Origin of the sequence: Brevundimonas vesicularis NBRC 12165, from assembly GCF_001592205.1 — a bacterium.
GTDB lineage: Bacteria > Pseudomonadota > Alphaproteobacteria > Caulobacterales > Caulobacteraceae > Brevundimonas > Brevundimonas vesicularis.
In genome coordinates, this window is sequence record NZ_BCWM01000016.1 from 22,166 (window position 1) to 38,701 (window position 16,536).

Sequence of the window (16,536 nt, forward strand, 5' to 3'; positions counted from 1 at the left end):
GCCTTGACGCGGCGGCTGGGAAACGGGCATCGCTGGGACAACCGGGAGAAGAAGATGTCCGACGTCCTGCCGAAGAACTCCACCGGCCGCGTGCTGTTCGCGAGCCTGATCGGCACGACGATCGAGTTCTTCGACTTCTATATCTACGCCACGGCGGCCGTGCTGGTGTTCCCGACGCTGTTCTTCCCCGGCGAAGATCCGGGAACGGCGCTGTTGTCGTCGTTCGCGACCTTTTCCATCGCTTTCTTCGCGCGGCCCATCGGCGCCCTGGCCTTCGGACATTTCGGGGACCGGGTGGGACGCAAGGCGACGCTGGTCGCGGCGCTGATGACGATGGGTCTGTCGACCGTGGCGATCGGCCTGTTGCCGACGCACCAGCAGGTCGGCCTGCTGGCGCCCTTGCTGCTGGCCCTGTGTCGGTTCGGGCAAGGCTTGGGTCTGGGCGGCGAATGGGGCGGGGCGGTGTTGCTGGCGACAGAGAACGCGCCGCCCGGAAAGAAGGCCTGGTTCGGCATGTTCCCCCAACTGGGCGCGCCCATCGGCTTCATTCTGTCCACCACATCTTTCATCGTTCTGACGTCGACGATGAGCGAGACCGCGTTCGAGGGCTGGGGTTGGCGCATCCCGTTCTTGGCGAGCGCCATCCTGGTGTTCGTCGGCCTTTGGGTGCGACTGAAGATCACCGAGACGCCCGAGTTCCAGAAGGCGGTGGACCGCGACGAGCGGGTCAAGGCGCCGGCCGTGACCCTGTTCGCCCATCACAAGGCGGCGCTGGTTCTGGGGACGTTCAGCGGGGTGACGACCTTCACCCTGTTCTATCTGATGACGGTGTTCGCGTTGGGGTGGGCGACGACAGGGATGGGATTGGCCCGGGCCGATGTGCTGCCCATCCAGTTGATCGGCGTGCTGTTCTTCGCCGCCTTCATCCCTGTGACGGCGTTGCTGGCGGATCGATACGGGCAGGTCAGGGTGCTGATCGCCTCGTCCGTGGGGATCGGCCTGTTCGGCTTTCTGTTCGCGCCGCTGTTCGGGGGCGGCCTCAGCGGCCTGCTGATCTTCTTTGCGCTGGGGTTCGCCCTGATGGGCTGCACCTATGGCCCCATCGGCGCGGCCATGGCGCGGCCGTTCCCGACGGCGGTGCGCTACACCGGCGCGTCCATGGCCTTCAATCTGGCGGGCATCCTGGGCGCATCGCTGGCACCCTATATCGCGCTGAAGCTGGCCGAGCGGTTCGGGCCGGGGGCCGTCGGCGGCTATCTGGCGATTTCAGCCCTGGTCACCATCGCCGCTCTGTGGGGCATGGGGCGGGTGGCCCCGGAGGAGAAGCGCTAGGCTTCGTCCGTCGCGGCATAGACCATGATGCCGGTGGCGATGGCCAGGTTTAGGCTGTCGGCGCGGCCGCGCATCGGAATCTTGACGTTGACGTCGCAGGCGGCGGCCAGGGCGTCGGTCAGGCCGGCCTGTTCATTGCCCATCAGGATCAGCGACGGTCGTTGCATGACGGCTGAGCGGTGACTGACCTTGGCGTCCAGTCGTGTGCCGACGACGCTGCCTGGCCAGGTCTTGCGCCAGGTCAGAAAAGCTTCGGGCGTCGTCCTGGTGATCGAGACGGCGAAGACCGAGCCCATGGTCGCGCGCACGGCCTCGACCGAATAGGGATCGACGCAATCGCCGAGCAGAATGACTCCGCCGCAACCGGCCGCGTCCGCAGTGCGGATGATGGTGCCCAGATTGCCGGGATCGCGCACCTGCTCCAGCGCGACCCAGCAGGGCGCCGAGGCGGGGTTCAGGCTGTCGAGAGCCGAATAGGCCTGTTCGAACACGCCGAGCACGGTCTGCGGATTGTCGCGGCGGCTGATCTTTTCAAGGATGGCGTGGGTGACGACGATGATATCGCCGCCGGCCTTGAGCGTGGCGGCCTTGGCGCGGTCAAGCAACGGATGAGGCCGGGCGTCCTCGCCGACCAGCAGCATCCGGGGCGCGCGCCCCTGATCCAGCGCCTCGCCGATGAATTTCAGACCTTCGGCCAGGAAGGTGCCGGTCAGGTCGCGTTCCTTGCGCATATGCAGGGCGCGGACGCCCTTGACCGTGTCGTTGGTCAAGGAGGTGATGACGCGTTCGGTCATTGGCTCCACCGCGCGAAGAAGGACAGGCCGATGGCGCGGGCGTCAGGGCCGTCTTCGGACAGGGCCAGCTCACCCCAGTCGATCCGGCCGCCGCGATCTTGGGTCGCCTCGACCATCAGATGCGCCAGGGACAGGCCGGACACGCGCGCCGCATAGGCGTTCAGCAGCAGGAAGTCGGCATCGTCCGACAAAAGGGCGGCGCAGTCCTTGAGCAAGCCCGGCATGTCCTCAAACAGGCGCCAGACTTCACCCGTAGGGCCGCGCCCGTATTTCGGCGGGTCCAGGATTATGCCGTCATACTTCGAGCCGCGACGAACTTCGCGCGCCACATATTTGCGCGCGTCCTCGACAATCCACCGGATCGGATGCTGGGCTAGGCCCGACTGTTCGGCGTTCTCGCGGGCGTAGGCGACCGACTTCTTGGAGGCGTCGACATGGGTGACCTCTGCGCCTGCGGCGGCCGCGGCCAGACTGGCGACGCCGGTATAGCCGAACAGGTTCAGGATCTTCGGCGCGCGGCCGGCTGAACGTGTGAAGTCACGCACCCGTCCGTCCAGCCATTCCCAGTTGGCCGCCTGTTCAGGGAAGAAGGCGAGGTGGCGGAAGGGGGTGAAGCGGCCGGTGAACTTGACGTCGCGCCACTTCAACGGGAAGGCGTCGATGGGGCCGTGCTCGTCGAACCGCCAGCGACCGCTGTCTTCCTCTTCCTGCTGCGGATCGAACGTCGCTGTCGCGTTTTCGAAGGCTTTCGGATCGCGGGCCGACCAGAAACACTGCGGCTCGGGCCGAACGACGGTGTAGCGGCCGTACCGCTCCAGCTTCTTGCCGTCGCCGCTGTCCAGCAGGGCATAGTCGGACCAGCCGGAGGTCACGAGCGTTTCGGGAGTTTTGGAAAGGACGGGCGCCATCGTCGGGCTGATAGGCGCTCAGGCCGCCTCGCGTCCAGCGTCCAGCGCCACGACGGTCAATTCCGGCATCTGATCGTCGCAATCGTGCGGGGTCTTGTCCCAGACATGCGGTTCGACCGCCAGCCGCCAGGCTGCATGGACAAAGGCGAGGCTGAGCAACGCCCAGTAGGCCGGCGCAGCCAGCACATCGCCCAGCCGATAATCGAGCCCGGCGCGTCGTGCTCCGACCGCGCAGCTCATCCAGGCGGCGATGACGCCCAGGGCCAGCACGCCCAGCGAGCCGCCGGGCAGGGACGGCAGGACGCCCGACAGCGCCCAGACGGCGATGGCCAGAACCAGCCAGGCCAGCGTCGGGGCATGGGCGGCCGCCGACAGGATCGCCGCGCCCAAGGTCATGACCAGCGACAAGCTCCCGCGCCGGCCCAAGGCGTTGGCACGCCGCGTATGCACGCCCCAGGTCTGCATATAACCTTTCAGCCACCGGGTGCGCTGCGGCAGCCATCGGTCCATCGCGCCCGGCGGCGTCTCCCAGGTGGGACTGTCGATGACGTCGAGCTTCCAGCCGAGCGACCACAGGCGAAAGCCCAGGTCGGCGTCCTCGGTGACATTGTGCGCATCCCAGCCGCCTGCGCCACGCAGAGCCGTCATGCGGATATGGTTGCTGGTGCCGCCCAGCGGGAAGGGCAGGCCCAGCCGCGCCATGCCCGGCAAAGTCACTTCGAACAGGGCCGCATATTCAAAGGCGAACTGCCGATCCAGAAACCAGGAGCCAGGCTTGCCGGATGCTCGGATGCGCAGCGGCGCCTGAAGACAACCCAACCGGGGCTGGGCCACGAAGCGCGCCGCCGCCTGACGGAGTTGTTGCGAATGCGGTCGATCCTCCGCGTCATAGATGGTGACCAGATCGCCCCGCGCGTGACCCAGGGCGTAGTTCAAAGCGCGCGGCTTGGTTTGAGGACTGCCCGGAGGGGCGATCAGGATTTTCAGCCACGGCGGTTTGGGCGTCGCCTGGGCTGCAGCCAGCGTGGCCTCATCATGCGCCTCCAGCACGATAAAGGCCTCCAACCTGTGCGCCGGATAGTCGATCCGGCTGAGGTTGGCGATCAACTGCGGCGCCACGGCCGCCTCGTCATAAAGCGCCGCCAGAATGGTGTAGCGCGGCCATTCGACCGGACGAGCAGCGGGCGCAGGGCGTCGCAGGCTGGCGATGCCGATGACGGCCTTCCACAAAGCGCAGATCACGAATGCGGCCTGAAACAGAATCAGCCCCAAGTCGATCGCGACGGCGGGCCAGCGGATTAGCGCCACGGCGGATGTCAGCGTAAGCAGGATCAAGGTCGTGACCTGGAAACCGCTCGGCGTGCGTCGTGAGGCGCCGTTTCGGCGGGGCCTGATCCCCGGATGCGCCCAATCCTTCACCGCAAGCGCCCCCAAAGCACCACAACCCCCAATCGCTAATTGAAACAACCGTGTTCTGCAAGTCGGTTGGCGTCCGGGACGGATTGTCGCTATTCATGGCGCCTCACCCGGAGCAGCGGCTTGTCTGAACCCTCGAACGCCTCGCGCACGACCCGAAAGCCCAAGGGCGAAGGCCATTCGCGTAGGGGCGAAATCCTGGCGGCGGCCGAGCGCATCTTCGTCGAGCACGGCTATGAAGGCGCGACGATTCGCAAGATCGCGGACGAGGTCGGGCTGTCGTCGACGGCGCTCTATATGCATTTCCCGGACAAGGGCGCGATCCTGCAGGAAATCTGCCGTGACGCCTTCGCCCGGTTGATCGCGTCGAACGCCGCCGTCGCCGATGAGGCCGCGCCGCCCGAACAGCGCCTGCGGCGGATGATCGAGGGCTATATCGACTTCGGTTTCGCTCATCCCAATGCCTATCGCCTGATCTATCTGACAAGACCTGTCGAGGCGCGAGAGGGCGCCCAGGACGCGGCGCGCGAGCTGGGCGCCAGCCTGTTCACGACATTGGAAGCGACCGTCGGCGACGCCGTGACGGCCGGACGTATGAAGGGCGATCCCGCCACGATCGCGCAGGCGATCTGGGCTGCGGCCCACGGGATCGTGTCGCTCATGATCACAAAGCCCTACTTCCCGTGGTCCGATCGGCAGGCGCTGGTTCGCACGACTTTGGACGCCCTATTCGCCGGTCTGATCGAAGGATGAAGCGTATCTGCGTCGCCTTAGCGGCTCTGGCGTTCAGCAGCAGCACGGCTCAGGCCAGGCCCTTGCGGATCATGGCGCTGGATCAATGCGCGGATCAATATGTGCTGGCCTTGGCGCCGGACGCGGACCTCGCGCTGTCGCCCCGCGCCGACGATCCGGACGCCTGGCTGCGTCAGCAGGCGGTCGGTCACAAGCGTTTGCGTCCGACACTTGAGGCCGCCGTGGGCTTTCAGCCTGATGTCGTGGTGCGCTACTGGGGCGGCGAGCCGCGCCTGCTGTCCGCGCTGACGCAGCGCGGCGTCAAGGTGGTCACAATAGATGATGCGATTGATCTGGAGGGCGTACGACGGAATATACGGACTGTGGCGCGGGATCTGCGACAGGCTGAGCGCGGACAGGCGTTAGAGCGACAGATGGACGGGAAGTTGGCCAAAGCGGCGCCGGTGAAGCGCGCGGCTGAGGCGCCGGGGGCAGTCTATCTGACATCGGGGGGCTTCACCGCGGGGCCAGGCACGCTGATCGATGCAATGATGCGGGCGGCCGGATTTTCAAATCTGTCGGCCGCGCCCGGTTTTGGCGCACTCAGCGTCGAGCGGATCGCGATGAATCCTCCGGTGCGATTCGTGCTCGGCTTCTTCGATCAGCTGCGCGCCGACCTGCGCGGACCGGGGCGGCATCCGGTTGTCGCGCGAGCGGCCGAGGGTCGAACGGCGGCGCGCCTGCCCGCCGCGACCTTGACCTGCCCCGCGTGGTTCGCCGCCGACGCGGTCGAGATGATGGCCAAGGGGCGGCCGTGAACAGAACGGTTCGGCTGTGCCTGGTTCTGATCGGCTTGATCGTCGCGGCGCTGGCCCTGGCTGTGCTGGCCGGCGAGACGGCGTTCAGCGTCGATCAGTACGCGGCTGCATTCAGCGATCCGACATCCGGCCCGGCCGAGGTGCTGTGGCAGGTGCGGGCGCCGCGCGCGGTGTGCGCCCTGATTGTCGGCGCGGCCCTGGGTTTGGCGGGCGCAGTGATGCAGGGGCTGTTGCGTAACCCGCTGGCTGATCCCGGCGTGCTGGGCGTGTCGGCGACGGGGGCGCTGGGCGCGGCGCTGGCGATCGTCCTTGGCGCTGCGGCTGTGCCGGGACTGATCGAGCTTTCGGCATTGGCAGGCGCGGCGTTGGCGGGCGGACTCTTGATCGTGGCGTCCAGGGCCATGCGGGCGCCCGAGGCCCTGATCCTGTTCGGGGTGGCGCTGTCCAGTTTCGCAGGCGCGGCGACGGCCTTGATCTTCAACCTGTCGCCGTCGCCGATCGCCTCGGCCGAGGTCATGTCCTGGCTGCTGGGATCGGTGCAGAACCGAAGTTGGGTCGATGTGGCCTGGGTGACGCAGGCCCTGATCGTCTCGGGCGTCTTCGCTGCCTGGTCGGGCGCCGGTCTGCGGATGCTGACCCTGGGCGACGAGGGTGCGGCGGCCTCGGGCTTGAATATGGGGCGGTCGAGGGTCTTCGCCCTGATCGCCGCGGCCTTGGCCACAGGGGCGGCGGTGGCGGTGGCGGGCGTGATCGGGTTCGTGGGCCTGGCCGCGCCGCATCTGGTGCGGGCGGCGGTGCGGGGTGATGCGAAGCGAATCCTGGCGCCCTCGGCGCTGGCGGGCGGGCTGATGCTGATCGTGGCGGACCTGTTGGCGCGACTGACGCCGGCGGATCAGGAGCTGAAGCTGGGCGTGTTCACAGCCCTGATCGGCGCACCTCTGTTCGCCCTGATTGCTTGGCGCGCGGCGCGGGAGTGGCGGCTGTGAGCCTGTTGTCGCTAGCAAAGGTTCAGGCGCGGTTGGGCAAGGCCGTCGTGCTGGATGGGGTGAGCCTGTCGGTCGCGGCGGGCGAGGTCGTGGCCCTGTGCGGACCAAACGGAGCGGGCAAGAGCAGCGCCATCCGCGCCGCTGCGGGCCTCTTGGCCACGACCGGCGGACAAATCAGGCTGGGCGGCGCGGACATCGTCGATCTGTCCCATCGCCAGCGGGCGGAACGCGTCGCCTATTTGCCGCAGGAACGGCGCATCGCCTGGAATCTGCCGGCGGCAGAGGTGGCGGCGCTCGGCGCCCCGTTTCTGTCAGGCGCGGATGCGCTGGCGCGAGCGCGCGCCGTTCTGGAAGAAGTCGGCGCTGGTCATCTGGCGGACCGCGGCGTTGCAGAGATGTCAGGCGGCGAGCGTGCGCGGGTTCTGCTGGCGCGCGCCCTTGTCGTCGATGCGCCGCTGCTGCTGGCTGACGAGCCGATCGCGGGGCTGGACCCGGATGCGCAGCGTCTGGTGCTGGAGCGCCTAAGGGCGCGCGCTGACGGCGGAGCAGGCGTGCTGGTCAGTCTTCACGACCTGACCCTGGCTGCAGCCGTGGCGGATCGCATCGTCGTGCTGGATCGGGGGCGAGTCGTCGCCGACGCCCCACCGATCCAGGCCCTGTCGCCCGCCGTCCTGCGCGAGGTGTTCGGGCTGGACGGCGAGTGGATCGAGGGGCCGAACGGGCCGCTGCTGGCGGCCCGCCGGGCTCAGTAGGCGATATAGGGCCGCGCGCCGGCCGCCGAACCGCGCGAGATGTCGGCCGAAGGCGTCAGCGGCGCCGTGCCGCCGTTCAGGCGCGCCTTGTAGACCGCCATGTTTTCCATCACCCGCATCATATAGTTGCGCGTCTCGGTGAAGGGCGCGCACTCGATGAAGTCGATGGTCTTGATCGCATCGCCGCGCGGGTCGCCGCAACGGGCGATCCACTGGCTGGGGCGTGCCGGTCCGGCGTTGTAGCCGACCGTCGCCAGCAGCATGGAGCCGTTGTTCGCGGCCATCAGCTCGCCCAGGTGATAGCTGCCCAGGGTCATGTTGTAGTCGGGATCCCACAACTGCTCGGCGGAATAGCTCATGCCCAGACGGCGGGCGACGCCGGAGGCGGTGGACGGCAGGAACTGCATCATGCCGCGCGCGTCGGCGCCGGAGCGGGCGCGGGGATCGAAGCTGGATTCCTGGCGCGTGATCGCCTGGGTGAACTCAAGCGGCGCGGCGCCGGCGACCTGGGGCGGGACGCGGACAGGATACATCCGCTCGGGCATGACGAAGCCCCGCTGGCTGGCGGCGCGCCCCACCATCATGGCGGTGAAGCCCTCGCCATAGCCGCGCGACAGGTCCATCAGCAGGGCCAGGTCGTTGATGGTCGGCAGGTCGTTGTCCAGCTGATAGGCGAAGACGCGCAGCAGGCTCATCTCACCGGTCTCGCCCAAAATGCGCGTGGCGCGGACGATCTCATTGCCTTCGAAGCGGGCGATGTCCGCTTGGGACGGCACAGGCTCGACCGGCAGCTGAAGCGTGGTCATCCCCGCCTTCTCGGCCGCCAGCTGACCGTAGAAGGTCTGCCAATGCTGGGCGCCGTTGCGATAGTAGGCAAGGGCGGCGTCGCGTTCGCCGCGCGCCTCGGCGGCGCGACCCAACCAGTAGAAGGCGCGGCCTTGAGTGATCGGCGTGGACGAGGCGGTGCGCAGGGCTTCGAAATGGCGGGCAGCGACTTCGGGCTGGTTCAGCTTGGTCAAGGCGACCCAACCGGCGAAGAACTCGGCGTCCACCATCCGGTCGCCCGAGGTGAAGCCGTGGCCGTTCATGGCGTCATAGGCCGCGCGCCAGTTGCCCTGTTGCAGGGCGTCGAGGAAGTAGTTGCGGCGCTCGCTCCACAGGGTGTTGTCGCCGGTCGTGTGGCCCGGCGCCGGCGGAAGATTGGCCAGCAGCGCAAAGCCTTCGGATTGCCGGTTTTGCGATCGCAGCAGGCGAACGCGCTCCAGCACGACCGCCGGATCGGCGGCCTGGGCCGGCGTCAGATTGGCGATGACGGCGTCGGGGCTGTAGGCCGAACGAAGGGTCATCACCGTGTTGGCTATGGCGGCGCGATCGGGCGAGACCAGATTGATCATGCTGCGCGTCGCCGGCCCGTGCGGACCGAGCAGAAGCATATTCAGCCGGGCCTCGTGATCGGCGGGCGTCAGCCAGGAACCCCATTGGCCGAGGATACGCGACTGCGGCGCGTCGTCGAACGAGCGGGTGCGCCACCAGTCGCGGACGAGGGCGCGGGCCTCATCCTGGCGGCCGCGCTGCTGCAGCGCGGAGGCGTAGGCGATGGCCCCCTCGACGGTCGTCGGCTTTCCGTCAGACATTAGGGCCAAGGCGGCGTCCGCGCCCATGCCGGAGCGGTCCAGCACCTTTTCGGCGGCGGAGCGTCGCGATTCGCCGCGCGGCCATCCCGCCAGATCGGACTGACCGCGCGCGAGGTCCGAGTAGGACAGCTGCTCGCCCGAGGTGTCGATCAGTGCCCATTCGACCAGTTTGCGAGCCGAGGCGTCCCTGATCTGCGACATGGCGGACTGGGCGCCGAACACATCGCGCGCACGAGCCGCCGCCAGCCCCTGACGAAACAGCGCCGTGTCCTGATCGTTCAGCACGCGGCCCTGATAGGTCGCCGAATAGCCGGGCACGGACGAGGACGCCGAGGCATAGGGCACAGGCTGGGTGGGTAGGACGTCCTGCGGGTTCGGCGCAAGGACGGCGAGGGCCGCCGCCAGACTGGTCGCGATCATGATCTGTCCTGTTCCCATTCAATCCCGGTTGCGGCGGAGCCGCTGGCGACCTAACGTCCCGCGCTCATTGCAAAGGCGATGAACATCCGTCCATCGTCACTCCCCACGCAGGCCAGCTTAGTCTCATGAACGCCCCCTTGTTCAAGGGCGTGATCACCGCCCTGATCACACCACTTCGTGACGGAAACGTGGACGAAGCCGCATTCGCCAAACTGCTTGAGCGTCAGATCGCCGCAGGGGTTCACGGCGTCGTCCCGATGGGCACGACGGGCGAGGGCGCCAGCATGGACCTGGATGAGCACAAGCACGTCATCGAGCTGTGCGTGCGTCTGACGGCCGGGCGCGTCGCCGTCATCGCCGGCACCGGATCGCCCTATACCAAGGAAGCCATCGACCTGACCCGCCACGCCAAGACGGTGGGCGCGGATGGGGCGCTGATCGTGACGCCCTATTATATTCGCCCGTCGCAAGCGGGCATGGCGGCCCATTTCGAAGCGGTGGCCGACGCCGTGCAGCTTCCGATCCTGCTTTACAATGTGCCGGGCCGGACGGGAGCCGATCTGTCCAATGAGACAGTGGCGCGGCTGGCGGCCCACCCCAACATCGTCGGCATCAAGGACGCCACGGGCGACATGAGCCGCGTCAGCTGGATGCGCGCGAACATTGATGGCCAGTTCGACCTGATCTCGGGGGACGACCCCAGCTATCTCGGCTACCACGCCCATGGCGGCGTCGGCCTGATCTCGGTGGCGTCCAATGTCGCGCCCGAGGCCATGGTCGCCTTGCACAATGCGATGACTGCCGGAGATTATGCCACAGCACGGGATTGGCAGGACCGACTGATCAGTCTTTGCAAGGCGCTGTTCCTGGACAACTCGCCCGCGCCGACGAAATACGCCCTGGCCAAGCTTGGCTTGTGCAACGAGGAGGCGCGCCTGCCGCTGTCGCCGACCTCCGATGCGGTCAAACCTTTCATCGACCGCGCCATGGCGGCGGCGGGCGTCATCTGATGGCGCCCAAGCCGCAATCGAAATCCAAGGTCATAGCCGAAAATCGCCGCGCGCGGTTCGACTATTTCCTGGAAGACAATATCGAGGCCGGGATCCAGCTGCTGGGCACCGAGATCAAGGCGCTGCGCGACGGCCGGGCCAATATCGCCGAAAGCTATGCGGCGGTGGAGGGGCGCGAGATCGTGCTGATCAACGCCGATATCCCGCCGTACAAACAGGCAAACCGCTTCAACCACGAGCCGCGCCGACCGCGTAAGCTGCTGCTGCACAGAAAGCAGATCGACAAGCTGATGGGGGCGGTCCAGCGCGACGGTCAGACCATCATTCCGCTGAAGCTCTACCTGAACGATGCAGGCAAGGCGAAGCTGGAGATCGCGCTGGCCAAGGGCAAGAAGCTGCACGACAAGCGCGAGGCTTCGGCCGAACGCAACTGGCAGCGCGACAAGGCCCGCCTGATGCGTGACAAGGGCTGAGGTTCAGGCCTCGATCAGGGTTCGGGCGCGCGCGAAGATGTCCTCGAACATCTGCGGCGTCAGGCGACCGGTGTTCGTGTTCAACCGGGAGCAGTGATAGCTGTTCAGAATGACGTAGCCGCCGGCTTCGCCCTGCGCCCCGTGGCCCGCCGGCATCGCTGACGCAGGCCGCCCGAAGGCTTTCAGGATATTGCGGCGCGAGACGTCGCCCAGGGTCACGATCACCTTCAGGTTGGGCAGCAGTTTGAGCCGGTCGATCAGGAAGGGACGGCAGGTCGTTTCCTCGATCGGCAGAGGCTTGTTCCCGGGCGGGGCGCATCGGACCGCATTGGTGATCATGCAGTCCGTCAGCGTCAGGTCATCGTCGCCGTTGGGATCGTAATGGCCTTGCGCAAAGCCGGCCTTCTTCAGGGTGTCGTACAGCAGCCAGCCGGCGTGATCGCCGGTGAAGGGACGTCCCGTCCGGTTCGCGCCGGTCCGGCCGGGCGCAAGGCCGGCGATCAGCAGACGCGCGTTCGGATCGCCGAACGAGGCGGCCGGCCCGTTCCACCAGTCTGGATTCTGGCGCGCATTCTCCTGACGATAGGCGACGAGGCGAGGACATAGGGGGCAGTCGCGGGGCGGTTCGGGCGTAACTGTCATTGGGCGGCCTTCGGGCGGCCGAAGTCGGCCATCAGATCGTTCAAGTCCAGGAAGGCGTCGGCCTGACGACGCAGCTCGTCGGCGATATGCGGCGGCTGGGTCTTCTGGGTCGAGATGACCGTGACCCGCACGCCCCTGGCCTGGATCGCCTGAACCACCCGCCGGAAGTCGCCATCGCCGGAGAACAGCACCGCATGGTCGATGTGCGGAGCCAGCTCCAGCATGTCCACCGCGATCTCGATGTCCATATTGCCCTTGATCCGGCTGTGGCCGCTATTGTCCGTGAACCGCTTCACCGGCTTGGTGACGACCGAAAAGCCGTTGTAGTCGAGCCAGTCCACCAGCGGCTTCACCGGCGAGAATTCTTCGCCCTCGACCACGGCCGTATAGTAGTATGCACGCGTCAGGATGGACCTCTCGCGGAACCAGTCCAGCATCCGCCGGAAATCCATGTCGTGCTGCAAGGCTCGGGCTGCGGAGTAGAGGTTGGAGCCATCGATAAAGATCGCCAGCCGGTCGTTGGGATGAAACATGGTCGAAGCCGTCGAAAAAGATGAAAAATCGGATCGCGCGGTCGCCGTCGGAATCGATGACGGGTTCGACCTGAATGATGCAGTCATCGTGGCCCTGGGCTGCAATGACAAGGGGGCATGGTCGTCCTGCACCGAAGCGCTGGAGGCGGCGCTCGCGCGTTTTCGCAGCGAAGGGATTGATGTCGTCGCACGCTCGTCGTGGTGGTCGTCAATGGCGTGGCCCGATCCGCACGATCCAGCCTTTGTGAATGGCGTGGTCATCGTCCGCACCGACCATGATCCGCATTCGCTGATGGCGGCGCTTGGCCGGATCGAGGACGCGTTCGGCCGCGAGCGGTCGGTTCGCAATGCGCCGCGGACGCTGGATCTGGACCTGATCGCCTACGGACGACTGAGCGGTGACATGGAAGGGCTGATCCTGCCCCATCCTCGCGCGGCCGAGCGGCGGTTTGTCATGGGGCCCATCGCCGAGATCGCGCCGAGTTGGGTGCATCCGCATGGCGGCGCCGCGAGCGATCTGGCCGCTTCCGCCACCGTTGGCGCCGACGCCCGCCCGACCTGACGCCCAACTTCCGCCCCTGTGGCGTTGCAAAAAGCCGTCCTCATCTGTATTTGACGCGGTTCTCCCCCGCGTTCGAGGAATTTCATGGCCCGCGTCACCGTCGAAGACTGCATCGAGAAGGTTCCGAACCGCTTTGGTCTGGTGCTGATGGCTGGCCACCGCGCCCGCAGCATCGCCAATGGCGCCGCCCTGACGATCGACCGCGACAACGACAAGAACCCTGACGTCGCCTTGCGCGAAATCGCCGACGACACCGTCGTGCCGGACGAACTGCGCGAAACCATCATCACCACGCTGCAACGCGTCGACGAGCGGACGGAAGCCGAGGACGAGGCGGAAACGGTCGCCCTGCTGGCCTCGCCGCAGCACATGAACATGGCCGAGGCGGAACTGATCCGCGCCCTGCAAAGCGACCGCGACGGCGGTCAGGAGGAGCGGTACTGACGCCCGAGGGAGCCCCTGGCGTCACTATCCTGCCGGCGCGGACCGAGACGGTTCCGCCGGCGCCCCAAGCTGCAAACAAAAATGACCCTCAGACGGCGCTCGTCGATCCGGCGCCGCAGCCCAAGCGCGCGCCGATCCTGCGCCAGTTCGAGCTGATCGAGGCCGTCAAGGCCTACGACCCTACCGCCGACGAAGCGCTTCTGAACCGCGCCTACGTCTATGCGATGAAAATGCACGGGTCGCAGTTGCGAGCCTCTGGTGATCCCTATTTCGCCCACCCGATCCAGGTCGCGGGGATCCTGACCGACTATAAGCTCGACACCGCCACCATCGTCACCGCCCTGTTGCATGACGTAGTCGAGGACACTTCCGCGACGCGTGACGACATCGCCGGCATGTTCGGTGAAGAGGTCGCGGTCCTGGTCGAGGGCGTGACCAAGCTGTCGCGGCTGGAGCTTCAGGCTGAACACACGCGCCAGGCCGAGAACCTGCGCAAGTTCATCCTGGCCATCAGCCGGGACGTGCGGGTGCTGCTGGTCAAGCTGGCCGACCGCTTGCACAACATGCGCACGCTCCAGTTCGTGAAGCCGGAGAAGCGCGAGCGGATCAGCCGCGAGACGCTGGAAGTCTATGCGCCCCTGGGCCGGTCGATCGGCATCCACTCGATCGCGTCCGAGCTGGAAGAGCTGGCTTTCACCCATCTGAATCCAACGGCCAAGACCGCCATCGAGCGGCGGCTGGAGGCGTTGAAGCTGGAGCACGGTCGCGCCATCGACGGGGTGGCGAGCGAGGTCGAGCGCGTCCTGTCCGAGGCGGGCCTGAAGGCCAATGTCTATGGCCGGCAGAAGACGCCCTATTCGATCTGGCGCAAACTTCAGCGCAAGTCGGTCGGCTTTTCGTCCCTGTCGGACATTTACGGCTTCCGCGTCATCGTCGAGGCGGAGGACGACTGCTATCGCGCGCTGGGTGTGATCCACCGCGAATGGCCGATGGTGCCCGAGCGGTTCAAGGATTTCATCTCAACGCCTAAGTCGAACAACTATCGCTCGTTGCACACGACCGTCGTCGGCCCCCGGGGTCTGCGCATCGAGATGCAGATCCGCACCGAGGACATGGACCGGATCGCCGAGGACGGGGTCGCCGCCCACTGGCGTTACAAGAACCATTCCTACGGCTTCGACCGCGAGGCGATGGAACAGGGCGGCGGGCGTGACCCGCTTCAGAACCTGCGACACTTGGTTCAGGTGATCGAGCACGGCGAGGGCGGCGAGGACTGGGTCGAGCACGCCAAGCTGGAAATGTATCTGGACCAGGTTTTCGTCTTCACGCCGAAGGGGCAACTGGTCACCCTGCCGCGCGGGGGAATGCCTCTGGACTTCGCCTATGCCGTCCACACCGAGGTCGGCGACACCGCCGTCGGCGTCAAGGTCAATGGCGAGTTGAAGCCCATGCGCACGCCGCTCCAAAACGGCGACGTGGTCGAGATCATTCGGGGCTCCAAGCGGGAAGTGCCTGCCGACTGGCGCAGTCTGACGGTCACGGGCCGCGCGCGCTCCGCCATTCGCCGCCATATCCGCACCTCCGAGCGCGAAGAGTTCATCAAGCTGGGCCGCGTCGCGCTGGATCAAACCCTGGGCCGGGTCGACAAGACCCTGACCGACGTGTCGCTGAAGCCGGTTCTGGAACTGCTGGCGGTCGCGAGTGACGACGATCTGTTCGAAGGGTTGGGTCGCGGGCGGTTATCGCCGACGACGGCGGCCGAAATCCTGTTCCCCGCGCTGAAGGGGCGGCTGAAGGCCGGGCCCGAGAAGCAGCGCATCGAGGGCGAGAAGGCGCGGCTGTTCGTGCGCGGCGGCGGGCTGACGCCCGGCGTGTCGGTTCATTTCGGTCAGTGCTGCACGCCCGTTCCGGGCGACCGGATCGTCGGCATTCTGGAGCCGGAATCCGGCCTGACCGTCCACACCATCGATTGCCAGACCCTGGCCGCCTTCGCCGATGACGATTCGGTCTGGCATGACCTGCAATGGACGCCTCAGGCCGAAACGGACGCGGTCGCCGCCGCCCGGATTCGCGCGACGATCCGCAATGCGCCGGGCGTTCTGGGTCAGGTCACGACCCTGATCGGCGAGGCTGGCGGCAACATCATCAATCTGTCGATGGCGCACCGTCAGCAGGACTTCTTCGACGTGGACGTGGATGTCGAGGTCGAAGACGCCAAGCATGCGACAATGATCATGGCGGCGCTGAGGGCCAATCCGTCGGTCGATTCCGTCGAGCGCGCGCGGGGCGAATGAGCGACCCGATAAAGCCGAACGCGGCGCAGATGGCCTCGCCGTCCTATCGCATGGCGGCGATGGATCAGGACTTCCTGCTGGGCGATTCGATGCGCGGCGTGCGGTTCCTGATGGAATACGCCAAGCCTGAGGAGGCGTTGAGGGCCTGGGGCGTGCGCTCGACCCTCGTCGTCTTCGGCAGCGCGCGCGTCCGTGAAGGGCACCGTTGGTATGACGAGGCGCGCGCCTTTGGTCGACTGGCGTCCGAGCGGGGCGGAGCCTTGCGAGGTCGCGTCGGAGAACCTCGTGACAATGTCATCGCCACCGGCGGCGGCCCGGGCATCATGGAAGCGGCCAACCGCGGGGCCATGGACGCGGGCGCGCCGTCCGTCGGGTTCAACATCACCCTGCCGCACGAGCAGGAACCGAATGCCTATTCGACGCCGGAGTTGACGTTCCGCTTCCACTATTTCGCGATGCGGAAGATGCATCTGGCGATGCGCGCCAATGCGTTGGTGGTGTTTCCCGGCGGCTTCGGCACCTTCGACGAGATGTTCGAGATGTTGACGTTGCGCCAGACGAAGAAGGCGCCGCCGGTTCCGGTCGTTCTGGTGGACAAGGCCTACTGGACCTCGGTGATCGGTTTCGACGCTCTGGTCGAACATGGAATGATCGCGGCCTCCGACCTGGACCTGATCGGTTTCGCCGAGGACGCGGAGGGCGTCTGGGCTGAACTGCTCTCGCGCGGGCTGCGGCCGAACGAAAACATCGAATGAAGCGTCGCCGCAGGGTTCATCCGCGCGCGAT

The 16,536-nt window shown here is 66.8% G+C and carries 17 protein-coding genes; 11 read left to right on the forward strand and 6 right to left on the reverse strand.

All coding sequences use genetic code 11. From position 1 onward, the window contains the following. The first annotated feature begins 54 nt into the window (after positions 1 to 54). The gene (locus tag BVE01S_RS12930) at positions 55 to 1,332 is read left to right on the forward strand and encodes an MFS transporter (RefSeq protein ID WP_066628439.1); all 1,278 of its coding nucleotides are present in this window, start codon (positions 55 to 57) and stop codon (positions 1,330 to 1,332) included. Here the strand turns inward: BVE01S_RS12930 and BVE01S_RS12935 are convergent. From BVE01S_RS12935 to BVE01S_RS12945, 3 genes are read right to left on the reverse strand one after another with little or no spacing between them, the layout of a single operon-like run. After that, positions 1,329 to 2,126, reverse strand: a complete 798-nt coding sequence (locus BVE01S_RS12935) for a TrmH family RNA methyltransferase (RefSeq protein ID WP_066628261.1) — start codon at positions 2,124 to 2,126, stop codon at positions 1,329 to 1,331. The two genes, BVE01S_RS12930 and BVE01S_RS12935, sit on opposite strands and share 4 nt — an antisense overlap. Beyond that, complete coding sequence (locus BVE01S_RS12940; RefSeq protein WP_066628265.1) at positions 2,123 to 3,034, reverse strand: RsmD family RNA methyltransferase; 912 nt, start codon at positions 3,032 to 3,034, stop codon at positions 2,123 to 2,125. The genes BVE01S_RS12935 and BVE01S_RS12940 overlap by 4 nt, the downstream gene beginning before the upstream one ends. Before the next feature lie 18 nt (positions 3,035 to 3,052). Further along, positions 3,053 to 4,369, reverse strand: a complete 1,317-nt coding sequence (locus tag BVE01S_RS12945; protein WP_066628267.1) for a glycosyltransferase family 2 protein — start codon at positions 4,367 to 4,369, stop codon at positions 3,053 to 3,055. Positions 4,370 to 4,573: 204 nt separating this feature from the next. On the opposite strand from BVE01S_RS12945, the gene BVE01S_RS12950 reads away from it, so the two are divergent. The 4 genes from BVE01S_RS12950 to BVE01S_RS12965 are packed head-to-tail and all read left to right on the forward strand — an operon-like array spanning position 4,574 to position 7,738. Further along, the gene (locus BVE01S_RS12950; RefSeq protein WP_066628269.1) at positions 4,574 to 5,203 is read left to right on the forward strand and encodes a TetR/AcrR family transcriptional regulator; all 630 of its coding nucleotides are present in this window, start codon (positions 4,574 to 4,576) and stop codon (positions 5,201 to 5,203) included. Next, a complete protein-coding gene (locus BVE01S_RS12955; protein ID WP_066628272.1) occupies positions 5,200 to 6,000 on the forward strand; it encodes an ABC transporter substrate-binding protein in 801 nt (266 codons plus the stop codon). Before BVE01S_RS12950 ends, BVE01S_RS12955 begins: the two co-directional genes overlap by 4 nt. After that, on the forward strand, positions 5,997 to 6,986 hold the full coding sequence (locus BVE01S_RS12960) for a FecCD family ABC transporter permease (RefSeq protein ID WP_084375405.1): 990 nt from the start codon (positions 5,997 to 5,999) through the stop codon (positions 6,984 to 6,986). Before BVE01S_RS12955 ends, BVE01S_RS12960 begins: the two co-directional genes overlap by 4 nt. Then, entirely contained in the window at positions 6,983 to 7,738 is a 756-nt protein-coding gene (locus BVE01S_RS12965) for an ABC transporter ATP-binding protein (RefSeq protein WP_066628441.1), read from the forward strand. Before BVE01S_RS12960 ends, BVE01S_RS12965 begins: the two co-directional genes overlap by 4 nt. Here the strand turns inward: BVE01S_RS12965 and BVE01S_RS12970 are convergent. After that, positions 7,732 to 9,792, reverse strand: coding sequence for a lytic transglycosylase domain-containing protein (locus tag BVE01S_RS12970; protein ID WP_174523855.1), 2,061 nt, complete (start codon positions 9,790 to 9,792; stop codon positions 7,732 to 7,734). The genes BVE01S_RS12965 and BVE01S_RS12970 overlap by 7 nt on opposite strands. Before the next feature lie 125 nt (positions 9,793 to 9,917). Here BVE01S_RS12970 and dapA point away from each other — a divergent pair, with 125 nt between their 5' ends. Beyond that, positions 9,918 to 10,802, forward strand: coding sequence for a 4-hydroxy-tetrahydrodipicolinate synthase (gene dapA, locus BVE01S_RS12975; protein ID WP_066628287.1), 885 nt, complete (start codon positions 9,918 to 9,920; stop codon positions 10,800 to 10,802). Then, positions 10,802 to 11,275, forward strand: coding sequence for an SsrA-binding protein SmpB (gene smpB, locus BVE01S_RS12980; RefSeq protein WP_066628289.1), 474 nt, complete (start codon positions 10,802 to 10,804; stop codon positions 11,273 to 11,275). Before dapA ends, smpB begins: the two co-directional genes overlap by 1 nt. Positions 11,276 to 11,278: 3 nt before the next feature. On the opposite strand, the gene BVE01S_RS12985 is transcribed toward smpB, so the two are convergent. Beyond that, positions 11,279 to 11,917 (reverse strand): uracil-DNA glycosylase, encoded by a 639-nt coding sequence (locus BVE01S_RS12985; RefSeq protein WP_066628291.1) that lies wholly within the window; start codon positions 11,915 to 11,917, stop codon positions 11,279 to 11,281. Further along, the gene (locus BVE01S_RS12990; protein WP_066628294.1) at positions 11,914 to 12,450 is read right to left on the reverse strand and encodes a LabA-like NYN domain-containing protein; all 537 of its coding nucleotides are present in this window, start codon (positions 12,448 to 12,450) and stop codon (positions 11,914 to 11,916) included. The genes BVE01S_RS12985 and BVE01S_RS12990 overlap by 4 nt, the downstream gene beginning before the upstream one ends. On the opposite strand from BVE01S_RS12990, the gene folK reads away from it, so the two are divergent. The 4 genes from folK (at position 12,449) to BVE01S_RS13010 (ending at position 16,505) form a co-directional block, all read left to right on the forward strand. Then, positions 12,449 to 13,012, forward strand: a complete 564-nt coding sequence (gene folK, locus BVE01S_RS12995) for a 2-amino-4-hydroxy-6-hydroxymethyldihydropteridine diphosphokinase (protein WP_066628297.1) — start codon at positions 12,449 to 12,451, stop codon at positions 13,010 to 13,012. The genes BVE01S_RS12990 and folK overlap by 2 nt on opposite strands. An 84-nt stretch (positions 13,013 to 13,096) precedes the next feature. Beyond that, complete coding sequence (rpoZ, locus tag BVE01S_RS13000) at positions 13,097 to 13,456, forward strand: DNA-directed RNA polymerase subunit omega (RefSeq protein WP_066628302.1); 360 nt, start codon at positions 13,097 to 13,099, stop codon at positions 13,454 to 13,456. A gap of 134 nt (positions 13,457 to 13,590) precedes the next feature. Next, the gene (locus BVE01S_RS13005; RefSeq protein ID WP_084375407.1) at positions 13,591 to 15,750 is read left to right on the forward strand and encodes a RelA/SpoT family protein; all 2,160 of its coding nucleotides are present in this window, start codon (positions 13,591 to 13,593) and stop codon (positions 15,748 to 15,750) included. Continuing rightward, complete coding sequence (locus BVE01S_RS13010; protein WP_066628308.1) at positions 15,747 to 16,505, forward strand: LOG family protein; 759 nt, start codon at positions 15,747 to 15,749, stop codon at positions 16,503 to 16,505. Before BVE01S_RS13005 ends, BVE01S_RS13010 begins: the two co-directional genes overlap by 4 nt. Positions 16,506 to 16,536: the final 31 nt, after the last annotated feature.

Excerpts from the sequence above, each read along its gene's own strand:
- BVE01S_RS13010 (WP_066628308.1), top strand. The coding sequence starts at position 15,747 with ATGAGCGACCCGATAAAGCCGAACGCGGCGCAGATGGCCTCGCCGTCC.
- rpoZ (WP_066628302.1), top strand. The coding sequence starts at position 13,097 with ATGGCCCGCGTCACCGTCGAAGACTGCATCGAGAAGGTTCCGAACCGC.
- folK (WP_066628297.1), top strand. The coding sequence starts at position 12,449 with ATGGTCGAAGCCGTCGAAAAAGATGAAAAATCGGATCGCGCGGTCGCC.
- BVE01S_RS12930 (WP_066628439.1), top strand. The coding sequence starts at position 55 with ATGTCCGACGTCCTGCCGAAGAACTCCACCGGCCGCGTGCTGTTCGCG.
- BVE01S_RS12955 (WP_066628272.1), top strand. The coding sequence starts at position 5,200 with ATGAAGCGTATCTGCGTCGCCTTAGCGGCTCTGGCGTTCAGCAGCAGC.
- BVE01S_RS12940 (WP_066628265.1), bottom strand. The coding sequence starts at position 3,034 with ATGGCGCCCGTCCTTTCCAAAACTCCCGAAACGCTCGTGACCTCCGGC.
- smpB (WP_066628289.1), top strand. The coding sequence starts at position 10,802 with ATGGCGCCCAAGCCGCAATCGAAATCCAAGGTCATAGCCGAAAATCGC.
- BVE01S_RS12935 (WP_066628261.1), bottom strand. The coding sequence starts at position 2,126 with ATGACCGAACGCGTCATCACCTCCTTGACCAACGACACGGTCAAGGGC.
- dapA (WP_066628287.1), top strand. The coding sequence starts at position 9,918 with ATGAACGCCCCCTTGTTCAAGGGCGTGATCACCGCCCTGATCACACCA.
- BVE01S_RS12985 (WP_066628291.1), bottom strand. The coding sequence starts at position 11,917 with ATGACAGTTACGCCCGAACCGCCCCGCGACTGCCCCCTATGTCCTCGC.
- BVE01S_RS12970 (WP_174523855.1), bottom strand. The coding sequence starts at position 9,792 with ATGATCGCGACCAGTCTGGCGGCGGCCCTCGCCGTCCTTGCGCCGAAC.
- BVE01S_RS12990 (WP_066628294.1), bottom strand. The coding sequence starts at position 12,450 with ATGTTTCATCCCAACGACCGGCTGGCGATCTTTATCGATGGCTCCAAC.